The following is a 19,846-nucleotide window of genomic DNA, read 5'->3' as shown; positions in this document are numbered from 1 at the left end:
GAGATAGACTAATGAAGTATACCATTGATAAGCACGATCGCTATATTGTCATAGAACCTCATGTCGATGTGATTGACGCGGATAATGCCGCTAAACTCAAAGGGGAGTTTTTGTTGCGGAATACGATTGGACAACGGAATATCGTTTTGGATATGATCCACGTTAAACAAACGGACGAGGTAGGTATCCGTTTAGGTGTGCTTGCCCATCGTTTATGTCAGTCTGTTGGGGGCATATTTATTTTGGTTAATCTTTGTCCAACGTTAATGGATATGGTTCGTGTGTCGCATTTGGATAAATCGCTGAAAATAGCACCATCTTTAAAGGTGGCAGAAGATTTAATCTTTGCACACGAATTGGAATCTGAGTATCGGGGGGCAATCGAGGATTAATGTGAAGTTTGAAGTTCTGATATTGGGAAATAGCTCGGCCACACCGATGTTTGATCGTCATCCGACTAGCCAAGTGTTGAACTTTAATGAGCAATTGTTTTTGATCGACTGTGGAGAAGGTACACAAATTCAACTTAGCCGATACGGCATCAAAAGCAATCGTTTAGGACATATATTTATTAGCCATCTGCATGGGGATCATTATTTGGGTTTGGTGGGGCTGCTTTCATCGATGCACCTTGTCGGCCGAAAAAGTGATCTCCATTTGTATGGGCCACCTGCGTTAAAGGAAATTTTAGATGTGCAATTTTTGCATTCCGAGACTATTTTACGCTATAATCTTGTTTTTCATCCGATTTCGCCCGAAAAGCCGGGGGTCATTTTTGAAAACAGAACATTAAAAGTAAGCACTTTTCCATTAAAGCATCGTATTGCCTGTACAGGCTTTCGTTTTGATGAAGGGCCCCGTGCACGAACATTGCTTGGCGATGTCGTACAGGAACTGAATATACCCACCGCTTATTTTCCGATGATCAAAAAAGGATTTGATTACGTCGATGAAAGTGGTAAAGTATATACTGCGGATGACCTGAGCCTTCCTGCTCCCTTATCGCGCAGTTATGTGTATTGTTCGGATACCGTACGAACGCCGGAATACCTGCCTTATGTGCAAAAGGCTAATCTGATGTATCATGAGTCCACATTCTTGCACGATATGGTCGACCGCGCAAAAGAGACATTTCACACCACAGCGCTGGAGGCTGGAGAGATCGCCCAGGAAACTCACGCAAAGAAGTTGCTATTGGGTCATTATTCAGCGCGGTACAGAGATTTAAATCCCCTATTGGAAGAAGCGAGAACTGTATTCCCAAATACGGAACTCTCTGTGGAAGGTCGGTGGTTTTCCGTTTAATTTTTTTGAATTTTCTCTGATATCCCAACGATAAACGGGTTAACACCTATGAATAATTGCTTATTATATTGCATATGATGAACAATTTATCTAAGTTTACGGCTCTAATTTTTTTATAATGGATAATCCATTCAACTTAAACAACCTACTACGGGAAAATATTAAGAAGCTCGTACCTTATTCATCCGCAAGAGATGAATTTAAAGGGGAGGCATCCATATTGATTGATGCCAATGAAAATCCTTTTGGATCCCCCTTAAACCATGATTACAACCGATATCCAGACCCTCTCCAACATCAAGTTAAAGCAAAACTTTCTAAAATAAAAGGTGTACCATCAGAGAATATCTTTTTGGGAAATGGAAGTGATGAAGCTATTGATATTTTATACCGTGCATTTTGTACCCCTGGTGTTGACAATGTCATATTAGTTCCGCCAACCTACGGGATGTATGAAGTCTCGGCGAACATCAATGATGTTGCTTTCAAAAAGGTAAACCTTACTGCTGATTACCAGCTGGATTTGGATGGTATTGCCAATGCAATAGACGCACATACTAAACTGATTTTTATCTGTTCTCCGAATAATCCAACCGGAAACTCAATCCGTCGTCAGGATATTGAAGCAATCCTGAATAATTTCCAGGGGCTTGTGGTAGTGGATGAGGCCTATATTAATTTTTCTGCTGTCAAGTCATTTACGCAAGAACTGGCTGAATACCCCAATCTAGTGGTATTGCAGACCTTATCCAAAGCCTGGGGGCTTGCGGCCTTACGCTTGGGTATGGCTTTTGCCAGTAAGGAGATTATCGCTGTTTACAATAAAATAAAACCACCATACAACATTAATCAAGCGACACAAGATATTGTATTGGAAGCCTTAGATCAGGTTGATCAAGTCAATGACTGGATCAAGGAGACAGTGGCAGAACGTGAGCAACTGGTGCGTGGATTGCTTGAACTGGATTATGTGCAGCATATTACACCTTCTGATGCCAACTTTATTTTGGTGAAGATGGAGCAGCCACGTGAAGTTTACGATTATCTCGTTCAATATGGAATTATCGTTAGAGATAGATCCAAAGTCGAACTGTGTGAAGGCTGTCTACGGATCACGGTCGGTACACCGGCTGAAAATAAAACATTGTTAGAAAAACTTAATCAAATCAATAAATAATACTATGCCTGATAACTTAAAACGTGTACTGTTTATAGACCGCGATGGAACATTGATTTTGGAACCTGAAGACGAACAAATCGATTCTTTTGCCAAATTAAAATTCTATCCTGGTGCTTTGCAGTATCTACCACGTATCGCAAAGGAGCTGGATTTCGAATTGATCTTGGTTTCCAACCAAGATGGTTTAGGAACGTCTTCCCATCCGGAAGAGAATTTCTGGCCAGTCCATCATTTTGTGATTGATACGTTTGCAGGAGAAGGCGTAGTGTTTGCCGAGGAACATATTGATAAAACCTTTCCACACGAGAATGCGGAAACCCGAAAACCGGGAGTTGGTATGCTTGGAGCCTATTTTGATGCGTCGAAATACGATTTGAGCCAATCCTTCGTCATCGGCGATCGTGTGAACGATGTTAAATTGGCACAAAACCTCGGTGCAAAGGCAATTTGGCTGCGTGCAAACGATCAATTAGGTGCTTTGGAAAACCTTGCGATAGATTCAACTGTTATAGCTTTAGAGACAACGGATTGGAAGACGGTGTATGAATTCCTTAAATTGGGTACGCGCACTGCCGAACATCATCGTAAAACCAATGAAACTGATATTTTTATTCAGTTGAATCTGGATGGTTCGGGTAAGTCAGACATCGAAACGGGGTTACCGTTTTTCGACCATATGCTGGATCAATTGGCTAGACATGGAGCACTTGATTTGACCATTAAGGCGAAAGGGGATCTTCATATCGACGAACATCATACCATCGAAGATACCGGTATTGCGCTGGGCGAGATCTTTTTGAAGGTTTTAGGGGATAAACGTGGAATTGAGCGCTACTCCTATACGTTGCCGATGGATGATTGTTTGGCTCAGGTTGCATTGGATTTTGGTGGTCGCAACTGGATAGTGTGGGATGCGGCATTTAAGCGGGAGAAGATCGGCGATATGCCTACGGAAATGTTTTTCCACTTCTTTAAGTCGTTTTCAGATGCTTCACGATCGAATTTAAACATTAAAGCTGAAGGTGACAATGAGCACCATAAGATCGAAGCGATTTTCAAAGCTTTTGCTAAATCTATCAAGAAAGCGGTAAGACGCGATGCCGACCATATGCAATTGCCAAGTACAAAAGGAGTATTGTAAGATGATAGGAATTATTAATTACGGTGCGGGGAATATTTTCTCCTTGACAGCGGCACTGGATCGTGTTGGGCTTACCTATGGTATGGTCAATACTGCCGATGAGATCGATCAATACGATCGTATCATCATTCCTGGAGTGGGCCACGCTGGAGCCGCGATGGACAAACTACAGGAATCGGGATTGGTGCCCTATATCAAAAAGCTAAAAAAACCTGTGTTGGGTATTTGTGTTGGTATGCAATTACTGACGGCTTTTTCAGAAGAAGGAAATGCCGAAATGTTAAAGCTATTTCCTTTGAAGACCTTACATTTTGATGCCGAAAAGTCGGGTAAAGTACCACATATGGGCTGGAATAGTGTTTCCGTGCCAGCAAACAGTCCTTTATTTGCACATATTGAAGACCAGACTTATTTTTATTTTGTCCACTCGTACTTTATCGAATTCGATGCGACATATACTGCGGCGAAATGTGTCTATGGACAGCCTTTTTCGGCTGTAATTTCCAAAGACAATTTCTTTGGCGTACAATTTCATCCAGAGAAATCTGGAAAAGCAGGAGAGCAGCTGCTGCTCAATTTTTCAACTATTCAAATTGATTAAAAATATTCGACTATGTATATCATTCCAGCAATAGATGTCTTGGACAAAAAAGTTGTCCGCTTGAGAGAGGGTAACTACAATGACGTTACAACGTATGCGATTAGTTTAGAAGAGCAAATCGAAACCTACCGTGCAAATGGTACGGAACTCGTCCATATCATTGATTTAAATGGTGCAAAAGGAGACTTCAGCAATCAGGCCTATTTATTTGATATCATCCAAAAGACAGATATGAAAATTCAGTATGGCGGTGGTGTAAGAAGTATCGAAAAGGTTAAGGAATTGGTTGATGCCGGGATTTTATCGCGTTATTGTCGGAACACAGGCAATCACCAATCCTTCATTCTTGGAGGAGCTGGCTACGTTGAACGAAGGTAAAGTAAAATATGCCGACCACATCGTTATTGCAATCGACGTTTTGGATGAGGTAATCAAATACTCGGGTTGGTTGGAAAGTTCGCCAATCAAATTGATCGAATATATTGATAAATGCTTGGTTTTAGGATTCTTTAGGTTCTTATGTACCGATATTAGTAAAGATGGAAAATTGGGCGGTGCAGGCGTTGAACTGTACCAAAAGTTGTTGAGCCATTCTCCGATTATCAAGTTAATAGCTTCTGGTGGGATCAGTTCAATGGACGATATTCAGAAACTTCAGGAATTGGGCAGTGTAGAATCTGTTGTCGTTGGTAAAGCAATCTATGAAAATAGAATCTCGATCGATGAAATCAAAGATTGGAATTTAAAATCGTTAATCAGATTTTAAAATGCTGGCAAAACGTATAATTCCCTGTTTGGATGTCAAAGATGGGCGGACGGTAAAAGGAGTCAATTTTGTGGATCTGCGCGATGCGGGTGATCCCGTTGAATTGGCCTATGAATATTCTCAACAAGGGGCTGATGAACTCGTTTTTCTGGATATTACAGCAACGCATGAGGGGCGTAAAACGACAATTGATCTGGTCAAAGCAGTCGCACGTCAAGTGAATATTCCCTTTACAATCGGCGGTGGTATCAATGAAATCAGAGATGCTGATATCCTGTTGAATGCAGGTGCAGACAAAATATCCATCAATTCCGCTGCGGTACGCAATCCTGCTCTTATCAACCAGATGGCTGCAGCTTTTGGTGCACAATTTGTTGTGGTTGCTGTGGATACCCGGTCGATCGAAGGTCAGAATTTTGTGCATCTGAGCGGCGGACGCATTAAGACGGAATTGGACACAGCGGATTGGATCCTTGAAGCGCAAGAACGTGGAGCGGGAGAGATCCTGTTGACGTCAATGGATCATGATGGAACAAAAAATGGCTTTGACAATGTTTTTTTAAAAACAATAAACGACCAGATTCATATTCCACTGATTGCTTCTGGCGGTGCCGGTAATCAACAGCATTTTGTCGATGTTTTTCAACAAGCTAACGTGGATGCTGCCCTGGCGGCATCGGTCTTCCATTATGGTGAAATATTGATCCCCGATCTTAAAGCTACCTTACGCCAAAATGGTATTGTCGTAAGATAGGATAGCGGAGTAAAGATCGATAATCAAAGGGGTGGAAGTTATAAACTTGCTGAAAGAAATCCTGAGAAATTAAACTGGGCTCATGGCTCTTCGAAAATAATTAAAAATTGAAATACTAAAATCATGTTAGATTTTGCAAAAAGTGACGGCCTTGTTCCAGTGATTGTGCAGGACTTCCAAACATTGGAAGTGTTGATGTTAGGCTATATGAACGAGGAAGCTTGGGAGAAGACACAAGCAGAGAAACGCGTTACGTTTTTCTCCCGAAGCAAAAATCGCCTCTGGACAAAAGGAGAGGAAAGTGGAAACTTTTTGAATGTAAAAAGCATCCATGTTGATTGCGATAAGGATACTGTTTTGATCAAAGCAGAACCAATGGGACCTACCTGTCATACAGGAAGCAGAAGTTGTTTTAATACAGACTTCAACCAAAACTTTCTGTTGGAGCTAGAGCGTATTGTCAACCATCGCTATGAATATCCTTCTGACGAATCTTATGTCAATCGTCTGCGTTCTCGCGGTATCAATAAGATTGCGCAAAAGGTTGGCGAGGAAGCCGTAGAAACAGTCATTGCAGCATTGACCGAAACGGATACTGATTTTATTAATGAAACTTCAGACTTATTGTTTCATTTGATCGTATTGTTGCGTGAGAAAGGATTTTCTTTTGGAAACAATTGCGAAAAACCTCGAGAGCAGACATCAATAGGTATTTGGACGACGGCATCAGCGTTGAACAAAATCTGAAGCGGAAAGAAGGCTTTAAGCTAAGATGACAAAATAATCTAAGAAGTGCAGTATATTTGTGGATATACTGCACTTCTTGTTTCTACCGACTAACAATACGTATTGCTGTATTGATCTTTACTGGATCACAGCTCAGTCAGCGGAGAATTCGGTCCTATAACATAAAAAAATAGGCTTAAAACAGGTGCTCCGAATAGAGAAGGCATTTTAGCGAATTACTATGGATATTACATTAAAATCGACGTTACCAGGGCATCAAAACCCCTATTTTTTGTGTAGAGAAGGGCTACTATGCAGATACTTTTTTTTACGGCTGGTAACGATAAGGGCGTTGTCGAATGGGATATTGAGCAAAATGCATTTAAGCGTATTCTCTGTGCGGTAAGTTCATCGGTTTATGCTTTACGGTTGATCCCGGGGACGCCGATTCTGGCCATAGCCTTGCGTGAGGGTAAACTGCTTTTTTGTAGATGTCGAAGAGCAAAAGCTTGGAGCAAGTATACAGCTGAGCAACAAAGCTATTTTTGCATTGGCTTATATGTCCTGGAAAAATGAACTTCTGGCAGTAGGTGAAGAAGGAACATTGTATGTCATCGATTTGACAACTTATAAATGTATTTACGAAAAGCGTATATCCCCGACAACAATTCGCGCAATTGCAATTGATGAAGGACTTGGACGAATAGCATTAGGGGATAAAGATGGGAAAGTTTATACCTTGGACAGTACTGACTTTCATGTTATTACTGATGCAAAATTGCATAGCATGCCCGCTACGTCGCTGGCATTTATCCATAATAAATTGCTAAGCGGTGGACGGGATGCGCAATTGGTGATTTCAGACCCCAATCAATTGACAACTAATTTTTCGTTTGTACCGCATCTGTTTACCGTATATGGAATATATCCCCATCCTGAAGCACCAATTTTTGTTACTGTCAGTCGCGACAAATCGTTGAAATTTTGGTCCACAGCCGATTTTGCACTATTGAAAAATATGAGCCGCGAGAAGATGCAAGATGGCCATCATTTATCTGTAAATGCGGGAGCATGGTCCGAAAATGGGCAATATTTCTTTAGCGTCAGCGATGACAAACTGGTGAAAGTCTGGGAATTTCATGTATAAAATATCGGGTAGGAAGTGCGGACTAACTTAGGGGCATAAAAAGTAAAGTCATTTGTAGCGAATTCATAATTATATCGTTAACTATGGTAATTATAAATTTAATTGACCTTATAGTTATATTTTATGAAAAGAATTTGGCTTATCCTATTAGGCTGTATAGCGCTTTCGAGCTGTGATAAAATCGAAAGTAAAGGAATGTATCTAGCTAGCGTGCCCATATTCGAAACAATGGAAAGTATACGAGCTAAAGCTAATCCCGTAAGCAGCCCTACGACAATTGTTCAAACCGGAAAGATTTATATTTATCAAGATTACTTGTTTATAAATGAGCCACGGAAAGGAGTTCATATCTTTAATAATGTTGATCCGTTCAAAACCCGTGGCGATGGCATTCTTAAGTATTCCCGGCAATGTGGATCTTGCGGTTCTAGATGGAAAGCTGTATGCGGATAGTTTTACAGATCTGTTGACCTTCGATCTCGAAAATCCTGCATCTCCAAAATTATTGACACGAAATAAGGATGTGTTTAAGATGTTGCTTCAAATGGATTACTTGAATAATACTGCCGATCGCATCATTACAGGATACCGAGATAGCCTGGTAAGCTATAGCCAAAAAGATAAATATTCACCTTATGATCGAAAAGAACCTCTCTATAACGAGACCAATTCGGGCTCGGGACAGGGCGGATCCATGGCGCGATTTACCATTGCCAATAAACATCTATATGCCGTGGACCAAACGATGTTGCACCTTTTTGACGTGCAGAATGCGAGTAAACCTGCCTATGTAAAGGATATCAAAATAGGTCCTGGCATCGAAACAATTTTTCCCTTTAAAAACAACCTGTTTATCGGCTCCAATACAGGTATGGTGATTTATGATATCACGACGGCATCAGCTCCCGTAGAGCTGTCGCGTTATACACATATTCGTGCCTGTGATCCTGTCGTTGTCAATGAGAAATATGCCTTTGTAACCTTACGTGCAGGCGTGGTATGTGGGGGGCAGCAAAATTTGTTGGAAGTTATCGATATCCAAGATCTGACGAAACCGATGCTGAAACATAGCTTCACTTTGGAGAATCCTTACGGACTGGCGCTATCGGACCACACGCTGTATATCTGTGATGGAAAATTCGGGTTGAAGTCATTCGATGCCAGTGATGTTAGTCAAATAGGTAATAAGCTTTTAGAAACTCACAAAGACCTGATGAGTATGGATGTTATCGCTGGACCAAAATCGCTAATTATTGTTGGAGAAAAAGGTGTACATCAATATGATTATAGCAATAAGGCCAAATTGAAGGAATTGAGCATTATTCCTGTTATTAGACCCAATTAAGACACTATTTCAAGAGCTTCATTATTCTGATATGAAAAGACTTTCGATTGCCATTTTGGCTCTTCTCGGGTATTTAACTGTTGATGCCCAAACAAAAAAATATACAAATCATAATGAATTTTCGGTTATTACTTATGGCCCTGCTTTTCTGGAATCTGGATTTGGCTTACATACATTGCATGGGGTGCAGCTCCATGAAAATATCGCTCTGGGTTTAAATACAGGGGTGGATAGGTATCCTGTAAACAATGAAGGATCAAAATGGTTTTTACCACTCTCAGCCAAAGTAAATTATGTGGAATTCCCTGACAGAAAACGTAGTTTTTTTGCAGGATTGGATTTAGGCTATAGTTTTGCTTTCTTGAATAAAAATCTAGTCGAGAGCAATTTAAAATATGAATATCAGGGTGGCTTGTTGGTAAATCCACAGCTGGGTTGGCGCTTTAAATTTAAGAATTCAGCGAAATATTGGTCTTTGGCAACAGGATATCGGTATCAGCACTATAGCCGAAAGGATACTTATACGCGACCCTCAGCAAGTTTGCCAGACACTAGCATAGGGTATGGAACAACACAAATGGATAAAAAATATGATCTGCACCGTTTTACTTTACAGGTAGGATTTGGTTTTTAGGTATCGATCGGATGTTTTTTTTATTAACAGGTGTCGATAGCTTGAAATGTAAAAAAATAGCGTAAGTATACGGTTCGTTTTTCAAATCTAGGCCGATACTAACGCTATTTCACTCTTTTTTGTGGAGCTTACTTATTCGCTGTCTAAAAGCTGTAATACCTGCGTAAGGTATTTCTCATCGACTTCATCAAAACTATTTAATTCACTACTGTCAACGTCCAGCACACCGATAATCTGTCCCTGTTTAAAAACGGGTAGCACGATTTCGGACCGCGAGAGCGAACTACAGGCAATGTGTCCCGGAAATTGCTCCACATCAGGAACAATCAATGTTTTTTCCTCTGCCCAAGCCCCCCCGCATACACCACGACCTTTCTTGATACGCGTGCATGCAACGGGTCCCTGAAAAGGGCCTAATACGAGCTCGTCTCCATCGACGAGATAGAAACCAACCCAGAAAAAATTGAATTGTTCTTTCAGTGCAGCAGCGATGTTAGCCAAATTGGCAATTTGATTCGGCTCGCCTTGCAAAAGTCCCTCAATTTGAGGAAGTAAATTTTGATATTGTTCTTCTTTGCTACCTTTAGCTATTTGTAAATCCTCTGCCATAAAAATCTATGTAAAAAAAATAATCATGCATTTGCTATCAGGATTACAATTGCCAAGCATGTTTTGCCTGTCCGGAAAGCTTCACGGCATATTGAGTTCCAACCTGCATGAAATGAAAAAGCGCTAATACGCTGTTCAAAGTTAACAGAATATTAGCGCTTTCGCATCAGGCAAATGTTATTATTTCTTTGTGTTGATAATGTTCACCCGAATGTAGTTGCTTCTTTTGCCGGAAGGCGTTACAACAACTGCTTTGAAAATACGTTCTTTACCATTAGGAACCGTAATTTTCACTGGACCTGTATATTCTAAATCTAATTCCGAAGGATCATAGTTGTCCAATGTGTAATAAATTTTGGCTCCTTCAACAGAAGGTTTCAGCCCACGGATCGTATATTCTGAAGCATATACGGTGGTATCTGTTATGCCATATACTTCCGGTACACGATAGAATGTATTGGTTTGGTCAAGTTTAGCCAGCTGATTTGCTGCACGCTGTTCTGAGAAATTTTTCCAATTCTTTTTCTCTGGCTGTGTCCAGGCAATTTCAGAAAGCGCTAAAACGCGCGGTAACACTGTAAATTCGACTTTATTGGATGATCCAATATACTCTGTCCAAATATTTGCTTGTACACCTAGAACGTGTTTCTTGTTGTTTTCAGCAATTTTGCTAGGCATTGGGTCTGACGAATATACTTTGCTCAATGTGGAAAGTCCGCCGATACTTAAAGGTTCTCTGTTTTGATCAGGACCTTGTTTGTGATCAAAATATAGACCATAGCTGTTTGCCGTTATGATCACATCGTGACCTTGATTGGCTGCATCAATCGCACCTTGGTCGCCTCTCCAGCTCATGACAGTCGCATTAGGCGCTAAACCACCCTCTAAGATCTCATCCCATCCAATGATACGTTTACCTTTGCTATTGATATATTTTTCCATACGTTGGATAAAATAGCTCTGTAACTCGTGTTCATCTTTGAGGTTGTTATCTTTGATTCTTTTTTGACAAAATGGACATGTTTTCCATTTTGTTTTTGGACATTCATCACCACCGATGTGGATATATTCGCTCGGGAATAGGGGAATGACTTCGTCAATGACATCTTCCAATAACTTGAATGTTTCTTCTTTTCCGGCACAGAAAACATCGTCAAACACGCCCCAAGTCTGCGCAGCCGTGTAAGGTCCTGGCTTATCACCACAGCCCAATTCTGGATAAGCCGAAAGTGCTGCTAACGCATGTCCTGGCATCTCGATTTCTGGGATAACCGTTACATATTTAGCTTTTGCATAAGCAACCACTTCTTTGATTTGGTCTTGGGTATAGAAACCACCATAAGGCGTGTTGTCATAATCGCCATCTGTCTTGTAGTTACCCAGCAGCGTTTGCTTGCGGTAACCGCCAATCTGAGTCAATTTTGGGTGTGATTTGATTTCGATACGCCAGCCTTGGTCGTCTGTCAAATGCCAGTGAAATGTATTCAATTTGTAAGAAGCCAGAATATCAATGTATTTTTTTACAAACTCTACGGGAAAGAAGTGGCGGCCAACATCGAGATGTAATCCACGGTAAGCAAAGCGAGGTTCATCCTGGATTGAAGCTTGTTGAATTTCTATGCTGGCCTTTTTATCCACAGGTAGCAACTGGATCAACGATTGCATACCATAAAATAGACCGGCAGCTTTTCCGCTAATAGTTGCGCGGTCTGAACTTATGTTAAGTTCATACGCTTCAGCATTAGTGGATTTTGCGTTTTTGGAGGAGAAATAGATCGTATTGCTGCTCGCTGATTTCACTAGGGATAAATTGAGACTGTAGTTGCTTTTTAGGAAATCCTGAAACAGCGTTGCAACTTTTTTGTCCTCTTCGCTATCAAAGGCGATTTTGGTGTTAGCGTTGATTTTAAATGTACCATTTTTAATTTGAACCTGTTGCGGTAAGGGCACAATGTTCAAGGTAGCATCTTTCTTTTCTTGCGCAAATACTGCTGCTCCTATACTTAGAGCCAGCGCAAGTGAAAATAGTTTCTTCATGCGTGAGATTATAACTGAAATAAGAAGTTCTAAAAATAGGTGAATAAATACGTTTTAGCAAAGAGAAAATGTAACAAATAGGGTATGAAAACACTGTTGAACGTATTTTTGGGCACTTAGAAGTAGTTTGGATAATAACGTGTTTGGGTTAGATCAATCGTTTGTTTAGTCTGTTAAAGGGGATATTTTACTTCGGGGAATAGTATCTAAATTTAGGTAAAAAAATATGCCTTTTTAAATGTTCGTATCTCCTGTGAGCTGATGCTTTATCACTAAACCTTCTTTCGTTGTACAGATTATTTCGATCACGTGAAGGGAAGATAACGACCTTGAAACTTCTTCTGAATGATGTCATTTTTGATCCGTTTTTAATGCTTAGTTTATAGGTACATTCAACAGAGCTGATAGGGCTTTATCCGAATAAGGTCCGAATGAGGTCCCTATAAAGTCCCTATCAGCTCCTTATTATTTATAGCAATATCTTTTTGATGTTTCAAATTTGAAGCACTGTTAATAGGGCGCGAAGTATTGCAAAACTGAGGTTCGGGAAATGACAAAGGAACCCGAAGGTTCCTTTATATCTTTTACGTTACAGCATGAATAGCACGTATCCGTCATCTAATGATTAATATCGGATATGTTCAGCAAATGTTTATGCATTAAAGTCGTTTCAATGCTAATTTGATCATATCCTCTACGGAAAGATTGCTTTCGGTCTTTAAAATGGTATTTAACACCTTCTCTGCCGCGACTTTGTTGAATCCGAGCATCACTAGTGCTGACAATGCTTCGTCCGGAACTGATTGGGATTGGATAGGTGATGCCAAAGCTTCGAAGCCCTGTTTTTTTAATTTATCCTGAAGTTCCAGTATAAGACGTTGTGCTGTTTTAGGGCCAATTCCTTTAATCTTTTGAATGAGGGCAACCTGGCCATTGACGATGGCAGACTGGATCTCATCGGGTGTGTTTGACGATAGGATCATACGGCCTGTATTGGGGCCAATACCAGAAACAGAGATCAAATTTTCGAATAATTTTTTCTCGCCTTCTGTTGCAAAGCCATAAAGCGTGTGTGAGTCTTCCCGAACTTGAAGTGAAATAAATAGTTTACAGTTTTCCTGATCCTTGATTTGGGAGAAGGTATAGAGCGAGATGTGGACATAATAACCAATCCCACTCACATCGATAACAACATGAGTGGGGGCTTTATATGCTAATTTTCCAATGAAATATTCGTACATAGTATACGAATATAGGAAGATTTTAAGCTATTCTATAAATTTTTAAGATGTGCTTGTACATCTACTACGGCAATGGTAACCATATTGACGATTTCGCGCACAGAGCTATCCAGTTGCAATACGTGAATAGGTTTGTTCATACCCAGAAGGATTGGACCTACTGCCTCAGCTTCACCAACTTCTTGCAATAATTTATAAGCGATATTTCCGGACTCCAAATTAGGAAATACAAGTGTATTCGCCGATTTTCCATTCAAGCAGCTGAACGGGAAGTTTGCGGTCAACATTTCGCTGTTTAAGGCGAAGTTTGCTTGTAAATCACCATCAGCAATAATCTCTGGATGTTGATCGTGTAGAATCTGCGCTGCTGCTCTTACTTTTGTTGGCGTTTTTCCTTCACTTGAACCAAAATTAGAGTAAGATAGTAATGCAATACGTGGCTGAATGTTCATACGTTTCACAGCTTTATCCAGTAACAGGGTAATGTCTGCCAATTCTTGTGCTGTAGGGTCTTCATTTACGGTTGTATCGCCCATGAAGATTGGTCCTTTTTTGGTTAACATCATGTACATACCTGCCACACGGCTGCCTGGCTTAGCACCGATTACATGCAATGCCGGACGGATTGTATTTGCATAATTTTTGGTCATACCGGAAATTAGGGTATCAGCTTCGCCAAATTCCACTAAAGAGGCACCAAAATAGTTGCGGTCGTACATCAACTTACGGGCGTCGTATTTCGAAATACCACGACGTTGCCTTTTGCTATAAAGATGCTCAATAAATTTCTTCGAGCGCTCCGTTTCGCCATCTACTTCAGCAACTGGGTCGATAATCTCAAGGCCATCCAGTTCAAAAGCATATTCTTTGATTAGACGTTCGATTTTATCTTTTCTACCCAAAAGAATTGGAATAGCAATGCCTTCTTCTTTAACAATCTGTGCCGCACGCAACGTTTTGTAATTGTCTGCTTCTGCAAAAACAACACGTTTAGGATCTCTTTTAGCAGCCATGGTTAAATTGCGCATAATCGCATCATCTTTACCCAGACGTTTACGTAAGGCGTCGCTATATTGATCCCAGTCTTCGATTACGGTCTGTGCTACACCTGATGCGATGGCAGCTTTTGCAACAGCCATGGAAACTTCAGTGATCAATCGCGGATCGGTAGGTTTTGGAATGATATACTCTTCCGAGAATTTTAAATTGCTGGTGTTATAGGCTTGATTTACTTCTTCTGGAACAGGTTGTTTCGCCAAGTCTGCAATTGCACGCACTGCAGCAATTTTCATTTCTTCGTTAATTGCAGTTGCACGTACGTCTAAAGCACCACGGAATATATAGGGGAAACCCAATACATTGTTTACTTGGTTAGGATAGTCTGAACGACCCGTACCCATGATAATATCGTTACGTGTTGCCATCGCCAGATCATAAGCAATCTCAGGATTTGGATTTGCCATCGCCAATACAATTGGGTTTGGAGCCATTGATAACAACATTTCTGCTGACATGACGTCTGCTGCCGATAAACCGATAAATACATCTGAATCTTTTACAGCGTCTGCCAGGGTACGAATATCGCGATCTGTTGCATACTGTGCTTTCATACTGTCTAGATTTTCTCTATCCTTACGGATCACGCCTTTGCTATCCAGCATCACAATATTTTCTTTGCTAGCACCTACTGAAATATACATTGCTGTACATGACATTGCAGCTGCTCCGGCACCATTGACGACGATTTTTACTTTTGAAATATCTTTACCGATAATTTCACAGGCATTGATCAATGCTGCACCTGAGATGATTGCAGTACCATGTTGGTCATCGTGCATCACAGGGATGTTCATTTCTTCTTTTAGACGGCGTTCGATTTCAAAACATTCCGGTGCTTTGATATCTTCCAGGTTGATACCTCCAAAAGTCGGCTCCAATGCTTTAACGATATTGACGAATTCATCGACATTTTTGGTGTCCACTTCAATGTCAAATACATCAATGTCGGCAAAAATTTTGAATAATAAGCCTTTACCTTCCATAACTGGTTTACCAGCTTGGGCGCCGATATCGCCTAAGCCCAAAACTGCTGTACCATTACTGATCACAGCAACAAGGTTTCCTTTTGCAGTATATTTATAAGCATCTTCTTTGTTCTCAGCAATAGCCAAACATGGCTCCGCTACACCTGGAGAATATGCTAATGATAAGTCTCTTTGCGAATTTGTTGGTTTGGTCGGAACAACAGCTATTTTACCAGGTCTACCAATTGCGTGGTAGTTTAATGCTGCCTGTTTACGATTAGTGTTACTCATTACGATTTTATTAATTTAAGGCTACAAATCTATCATTCTTTTTGATAATTGGAAATATTTGCCAATATCTTATTATAATTAGACAATAATATGTTACTTCAGGACATCCAATAGTTTAAACATTTGCTGACGCATGCTGGACGCCGATCCTGCATAGTTGTTGACCAGTAAAGTATAAGTAAACGACTGCCCTGTTTTATTGGTATGTACACCTGTATAACCAAGTACGCCACCAATTGTTCCACTTTTCATCTTCATATTGTTATATGTAGGAAGACTTTCGTAGAAGGCGGGGTACCAACTTTGTTTTTGTGCATATTGCATAATCTTATTCATGGCAGATGTGGTCACCCTATTTTGAGGTGATAGACCAGAGCCATCCATGCTATTGAGTTCACTGGATTTTATGCCTAATTTGGCATTCCAATATTTCTGTATATAATAGGCGCCATCTTCGGTGCCCGTTTTACCAGCTGTTGTATAAGCAATCGCTTTCAACAAGGCCTCTCCGTAAAGGTTGATGCTCTTTTGGTTAAACCAGTAGACAATTTTGTCTAAGGTTGGAGATAAATGGATATCGAGGGTCTGTTTTTTTGAAATATCAACTGAATCCATCTTGGTCCCGGTAGCTGGTAGTTCGCTGGCGGTAATACCGTTGTTACTTAGTACTTCATTTAATTGATAAGCGAGATCATAGGCCGGGTCTGGCGAAGAGAGCTCGATAGTTTTCTTGAGGTCCTGTCCATAGGTGCCGCGCACAAATATCTTGGTCGAATAGGGAGCGGCATAGGCGTACACATTGTCTCCGCTTCCCGATTTACCCGTGGTTGTTTCATTGATGATTTCCAGATACGGAACTGGCGTTGTGTAATTGGCGATCTCAGCTTTAGCTCCGACTTTAGTGCTTGGCAGAAAATTTATGCCGAAGGCATTTTCACACCAATTGAGGGAAGAAATTCCAGCACCATAGTAATTGCCCATGTCGGTCCAGATCCAGCCCCCTGGAAGCTGGTTGCCATTGTAAAGCCGGTCATCGGCGATGATTGCGCCATTTATACTTTTAATACCGGCATTCTGGACTGCTGTAAGCCACTTGTTCAGTATCGTTGTTGCTTGAGTCTCCGGGTAGCGGGCGCTGCCGAGGGTAGGATCCCCCGTACCTGTCACAATAATATTTCCGTTTAACACTCCGTTCTCGTCGATTTCACCTGTATAATACAGGGTTGTTTTGAAGTGAAAATTCTTGCCCAGGAAGTCCAAGGCCGTAGCCGAAGTGATGACCTTCATGGTGGAAGCGGTCGCCAATCCGACGTTCTCATTTGCTGCGAATACAGTCTGGCCTGTTTTTGCGTCGAAAACGGTCAATGAGCTCAAACCATTTCTGAGGTTTTCCTGATTTTGAAATTGCGTGAATGCATCCTGAATTTTACTACGAAGATCCTGTGCATATACTGGCGTAGCAACGGTCGTTAACGTGTAGGCAGAAAAAGCAATGGCACTTAGCACAAATTGGTTCATATATCATGTTTTTATAGTCCTATGGTATATCCAGCTTATCTTCGATGAGCTTGTTGGCACGGTTATTTTTATTCGTGTTTGGAACTCATGGATATTCCATTGGACGTATTGTAATTCCTGGAACGCTGCCAATTTTAGGGAAAAGCGTTCGCTGTGTTTCGTTTGTTTTATTTGGCTTAAAGTTAGGCATTCGCCCCTAAAAAATCCTAACTTGCGTAAAATTGTATAAACGACATGAAGCATATCGAAAAATTAGCTGCCATTCGTGAGGCGATGAAGGCTCAGGGAATCGATGGATATATCATCCCATCATCAGATCCTCATATTAGTGAATATCTACCGGAACGTTATAAATGCATCGCCTGGGCATCGGGTTTTACCGGATCAGCAGGTACTTTGGCAATCACGCAGGATTTTGCGGGCCTTTGGACCGATTCTCGTTATTTTGTCCAAGCAGCAGAGCAATTGGCGGGAACAGGCTTTGAATTGGTGAAATTGAAAGTGCAAGGTGCAGCGGAGTATGCAGATTGGTTGGGCGAACAGTTGGGCGCTGGTGCTAAAGTTGCGTTTGACGGCAATCTCGCTTCTTTATTAGTGGCTCAATCTGTTCAGCATACTTTGGAGCCTTTGGAGATCAAAGTAGATGGTCATGTTGACCTGTTATCGTCATTATGGGAAGGACGACCAGCGCTGCCTAAGGCACAGGCCTACCTTCTGGACGAAAATATTACGGGACAGTCAACGGTTTCTAAAATTGAAGCTGTTCGTGCGGAGATGAAAAAGAATAGAACGGAAGCTCATCTGATCTCATCTTTGGATGACTTGGCCTGGTTATTAAACATCCGTGGTCAAGATGTACCATGTAACCCTGTTGTTTTGGGATTTGTATTGATTACCCCAGAAAATGCAACGCTTTATATCGAACCTTCGAAGCTGACAACTCAGGCGACTGAAGAACTTAAAGGCTATGGAGTGGGTGTTTCGGCTTATGAAGATATTTTTAAAACGATTCCTACATTGGATGTTACTTCAATTTTAATTGATCCTAAACGTACCTGTTTTGCTGTTTACGATAGCATACCTAAACAGGTTAAGATTGTTGAGAAAATAAACCCTTCAACAAGTTTGAAAGCGATTAAGAACAAGGTTGAAGTTGAAAATAACCGCCATACGTTTGTAAAAGATGGTATAGCGTTGACGCGTTTCTTCAAATGGTTGGAAGAGAATGTCTCCTCTGGTGAGCTTTCTGAATTATCAATTGCGGAGAAATTACGTGGATTTCGCGAAAGTCAAGAGGGTTTTGTCGACGTCTCATTCACGACAATTGCGGGATACTTGGATCACGGTGCCCTACCGCATTATTCAGCCAATGAAAAATCGAACTATATATTACAACCTAAAGGTTTACTATTGGTCGATTCTGGAGGACAATATACTACTGGTACAACGGATATTACCAGAGTGGTAACGCTTGGAGGTCTTACGCAGGAGGAAAAAGAGGATTATACCCTTGTGCTCAAGGGAACAATAGAAGGCTCTCAGGCTATCTTCCCTACTGGAACGCGCGGCTATCAGATCGATGCAATTACGCGTCGTCCATTGTGGGAAACATTACGCAATTATGGGCATGGTACGGGACATGGTGTCGGTTTCTTCTTGAATGTACACGAAGGTCCACAAGTGTTCAATGCAGCAGCAATAGATGTTGCTGTTGAACCAGGTATGATCACTTCAATAGAGCCTGGATTGTATCGCGTCGGCAAACATGGTATCCGCATTGAAAATCTTGTGTTGACCCGTAAGGCAGGTTCTTCTGAATTTGGAGACTTTCTGGATTTTGAGACACTAACAATATGTTATATCGCAACCGATTTAATCGAAAAATCCCTATTGGATAAAAAACACATTGCTTGGTTGAATAACTATAATCAGTGGGTGTTTGATCAATTATCGACTCATCTTACTGCTGAGGAAAAGAATTGGTTGGCAGACAAGTGTCAGGCGATTTAATCCAAAAAGAATAACAACAGTGGTTATCCACTGCGCACAACACGAAGTTGTCAACATAAACGGTCCCCCAATACTTAGGCAGAAAAGTTGGGGGACCGTTTTTTTAATCGGTTTTTTTCAAAATCTCATAAATGGATTCTTTTCCAAAAGGTTTCAGAATGAAACCGCTTATAAAAGGGTAATTTGCCAGTTGCTCCTGATCGTTTTTGCTCGTGGAGGAACTGACGATAAAAATCTTGGTTTGCTTGATGAAATCGGTCCGGTTTTCAAGTACATCCATTAACTCCCAACCAGTCATAAATGGCATATTGATATCCACAAAGAGTATTGCTGGCATCAACGACTGGCTGATGTCATTGTTCTCCAAATAATCCAATGCATCCAGTGCATTTTTGAAAGAATGAAAGTCAATTTCATATTCGGTAAATCCCTGTAGCATATGGGCGAAAATAGTCCGTAAAATGGCATTATCATCAACGAGAATGATCGTTCTTTTGGTTTCAGGAGTCATGGTCTT

17 protein-coding genes and 2 pseudogenes are annotated in these 19,846 nt (G+C 41.0%); 13 read left to right on the top strand and 6 right to left on the bottom strand.

Annotated elements, in window-relative coordinates:
- The first annotated feature begins 11 nt into the window (after positions 1-11).
- From DTA23_RS03720 to DTA23_RS03665, 12 genes and pseudogenes are all read left to right on the top strand, one after another.
- On the top strand, positions 12-392 hold the full coding sequence (locus DTA23_RS03720; RefSeq protein ID WP_046672339.1) for an STAS domain-containing protein: 381 nt from the start codon (positions 12-14) through the stop codon (positions 390-392).
- Position 393: 1 nt separating this feature from the next.
- Positions 394-1,305, top strand: coding sequence for a ribonuclease Z (locus tag DTA23_RS03715; RefSeq protein WP_112373863.1), 912 nt, complete (start codon positions 394-396; stop codon positions 1,303-1,305).
- Positions 1,306-1,423: 118 nt separating this feature from the next.
- Positions 1,424-2,482: a histidinol-phosphate transaminase gene (gene hisC / locus DTA23_RS03710; protein WP_070563350.1), complete on the top strand. Its 1,059-nt coding sequence runs from the start codon at positions 1,424-1,426 to the stop codon at positions 2,480-2,482.
- 4 nt (positions 2,483-2,486) lie between these two features.
- Complete coding sequence (hisB, locus tag DTA23_RS03705; protein ID WP_046672342.1) at positions 2,487-3,626, top strand: bifunctional histidinol-phosphatase/imidazoleglycerol-phosphate dehydratase HisB; 1,140 nt, start codon at positions 2,487-2,489, stop codon at positions 3,624-3,626.
- A gap of 1 nt (position 3,627) precedes the next feature.
- Complete coding sequence (hisH, locus tag DTA23_RS03700) at positions 3,628-4,227, top strand: imidazole glycerol phosphate synthase subunit HisH (protein WP_112373862.1); 600 nt, start codon at positions 3,628-3,630, stop codon at positions 4,225-4,227.
- A 12-nt stretch (positions 4,228-4,239) separates the two neighbouring features.
- Positions 4,240-4,993, top strand: a pseudogene (locus DTA23_RS03695) (1-(5-phosphoribosyl)-5-[(5-phosphoribosylamino)methylideneamino]imidazole-4-carboxamide isomerase).
- 1 nt (position 4,994) lies between these two features.
- Positions 4,995-5,747, top strand: coding sequence for an imidazole glycerol phosphate synthase subunit HisF (hisF, locus tag DTA23_RS03690; RefSeq protein WP_112373861.1), 753 nt, complete (start codon positions 4,995-4,997; stop codon positions 5,745-5,747).
- Positions 5,748-5,870: 123 nt separating this feature from the next.
- Positions 5,871-6,456, top strand: a pseudogene (gene hisIE / locus DTA23_RS03685) (bifunctional phosphoribosyl-AMP cyclohydrolase/phosphoribosyl-ATP diphosphatase HisIE).
- Between the two features lie 329 nt (positions 6,457-6,785).
- Positions 6,786-7,049: a hypothetical protein gene (locus DTA23_RS03680; RefSeq protein WP_112373859.1), complete on the top strand. Its 264-nt coding sequence runs from the start codon at positions 6,786-6,788 to the stop codon at positions 7,047-7,049.
- Positions 7,033-7,620 carry a WD40 repeat domain-containing protein gene (locus tag DTA23_RS03675; RefSeq protein ID WP_112373858.1) on the top strand — a complete coding sequence of 196 codons (588 nt, stop codon included), beginning with the start codon at positions 7,033-7,035 and terminating at the stop codon, positions 7,618-7,620. Before DTA23_RS03680 ends, DTA23_RS03675 begins: the two co-directional genes overlap by 17 nt.
- 385 nt (positions 7,621-8,005) lie before the next feature.
- Complete coding sequence (locus DTA23_RS03670) at positions 8,006-8,965, top strand: LVIVD repeat-containing protein (RefSeq protein WP_172462310.1); 960 nt, start codon at positions 8,006-8,008, stop codon at positions 8,963-8,965.
- 31 nt (positions 8,966-8,996) lie between these two features.
- The gene (locus DTA23_RS03665; RefSeq protein WP_070563364.1) at positions 8,997-9,599 is read left to right on the top strand and encodes a hypothetical protein; all 603 of its coding nucleotides are present in this window, start codon (positions 8,997-8,999) and stop codon (positions 9,597-9,599) included.
- 132 nt (positions 9,600-9,731) lie between these two features.
- Here DTA23_RS03665 and msrC read toward each other — a convergent pair whose 3' ends face one another.
- The 5 genes from msrC to dacB form a co-directional block, all read right to left on the bottom strand.
- The gene (msrC, locus tag DTA23_RS03660) at positions 9,732-10,208 is read right to left on the bottom strand and encodes a free L-methionine (R)-S-oxide reductase MsrC (RefSeq protein WP_070563367.1); all 477 of its coding nucleotides are present in this window, start codon (positions 10,206-10,208) and stop codon (positions 9,732-9,734) included.
- A gap of 180 nt (positions 10,209-10,388) precedes the next feature.
- Complete coding sequence (locus tag DTA23_RS03655) at positions 10,389-12,245, bottom strand: beta-N-acetylhexosaminidase (protein WP_070563370.1); 1,857 nt, start codon at positions 12,243-12,245, stop codon at positions 10,389-10,391.
- Positions 12,246-12,904: 659 nt separating this feature from the next.
- Positions 12,905-13,486, bottom strand: a complete 582-nt coding sequence (ruvA, locus tag DTA23_RS03650) for a Holliday junction branch migration protein RuvA (RefSeq protein ID WP_112373856.1) — start codon at positions 13,484-13,486, stop codon at positions 12,905-12,907.
- A gap of 32 nt (positions 13,487-13,518) precedes the next feature.
- On the bottom strand, positions 13,519-15,801 hold the full coding sequence (locus tag DTA23_RS03645) for an NADP-dependent malic enzyme (RefSeq protein ID WP_112373855.1): 2,283 nt from the start codon (positions 15,799-15,801) through the stop codon (positions 13,519-13,521).
- Between the two features lie 93 nt (positions 15,802-15,894).
- Positions 15,895-17,319: a D-alanyl-D-alanine carboxypeptidase/D-alanyl-D-alanine endopeptidase gene (gene dacB / locus DTA23_RS03640; RefSeq protein WP_112373854.1), complete on the bottom strand. Its 1,425-nt coding sequence runs from the start codon at positions 17,317-17,319 to the stop codon at positions 15,895-15,897.
- A 234-nt stretch (positions 17,320-17,553) separates the two neighbouring features.
- Here dacB and DTA23_RS03635 point away from each other — a divergent pair, with 234 nt between their 5' ends.
- Positions 17,554-19,329, top strand: a complete 1,776-nt coding sequence (locus tag DTA23_RS03635; protein WP_070563376.1) for an aminopeptidase P family protein — start codon at positions 17,554-17,556, stop codon at positions 19,327-19,329.
- Between the two features lie 103 nt (positions 19,330-19,432).
- Here the strand turns inward: DTA23_RS03635 and DTA23_RS03630 are convergent, their stop codons facing one another.
- On the bottom strand, positions 19,433-19,840 hold the full coding sequence (locus DTA23_RS03630; protein ID WP_070563379.1) for a response regulator: 408 nt from the start codon (positions 19,838-19,840) through the stop codon (positions 19,433-19,435).
- Positions 19,841-19,846 lie beyond the last annotated feature (6 nt).

The sequence above is a fragment of the Sphingobacterium multivorum genome (genome assembly GCF_900457465.1).
GTDB classification, from domain to species: domain Bacteria; phylum Bacteroidota; class Bacteroidia; order Sphingobacteriales; family Sphingobacteriaceae; genus Sphingobacterium; species Sphingobacterium multivorum.
Note: the sequence above shows the minus strand (reverse complement) of the source record. Positions and strands in the feature narration are given on the sequence as shown.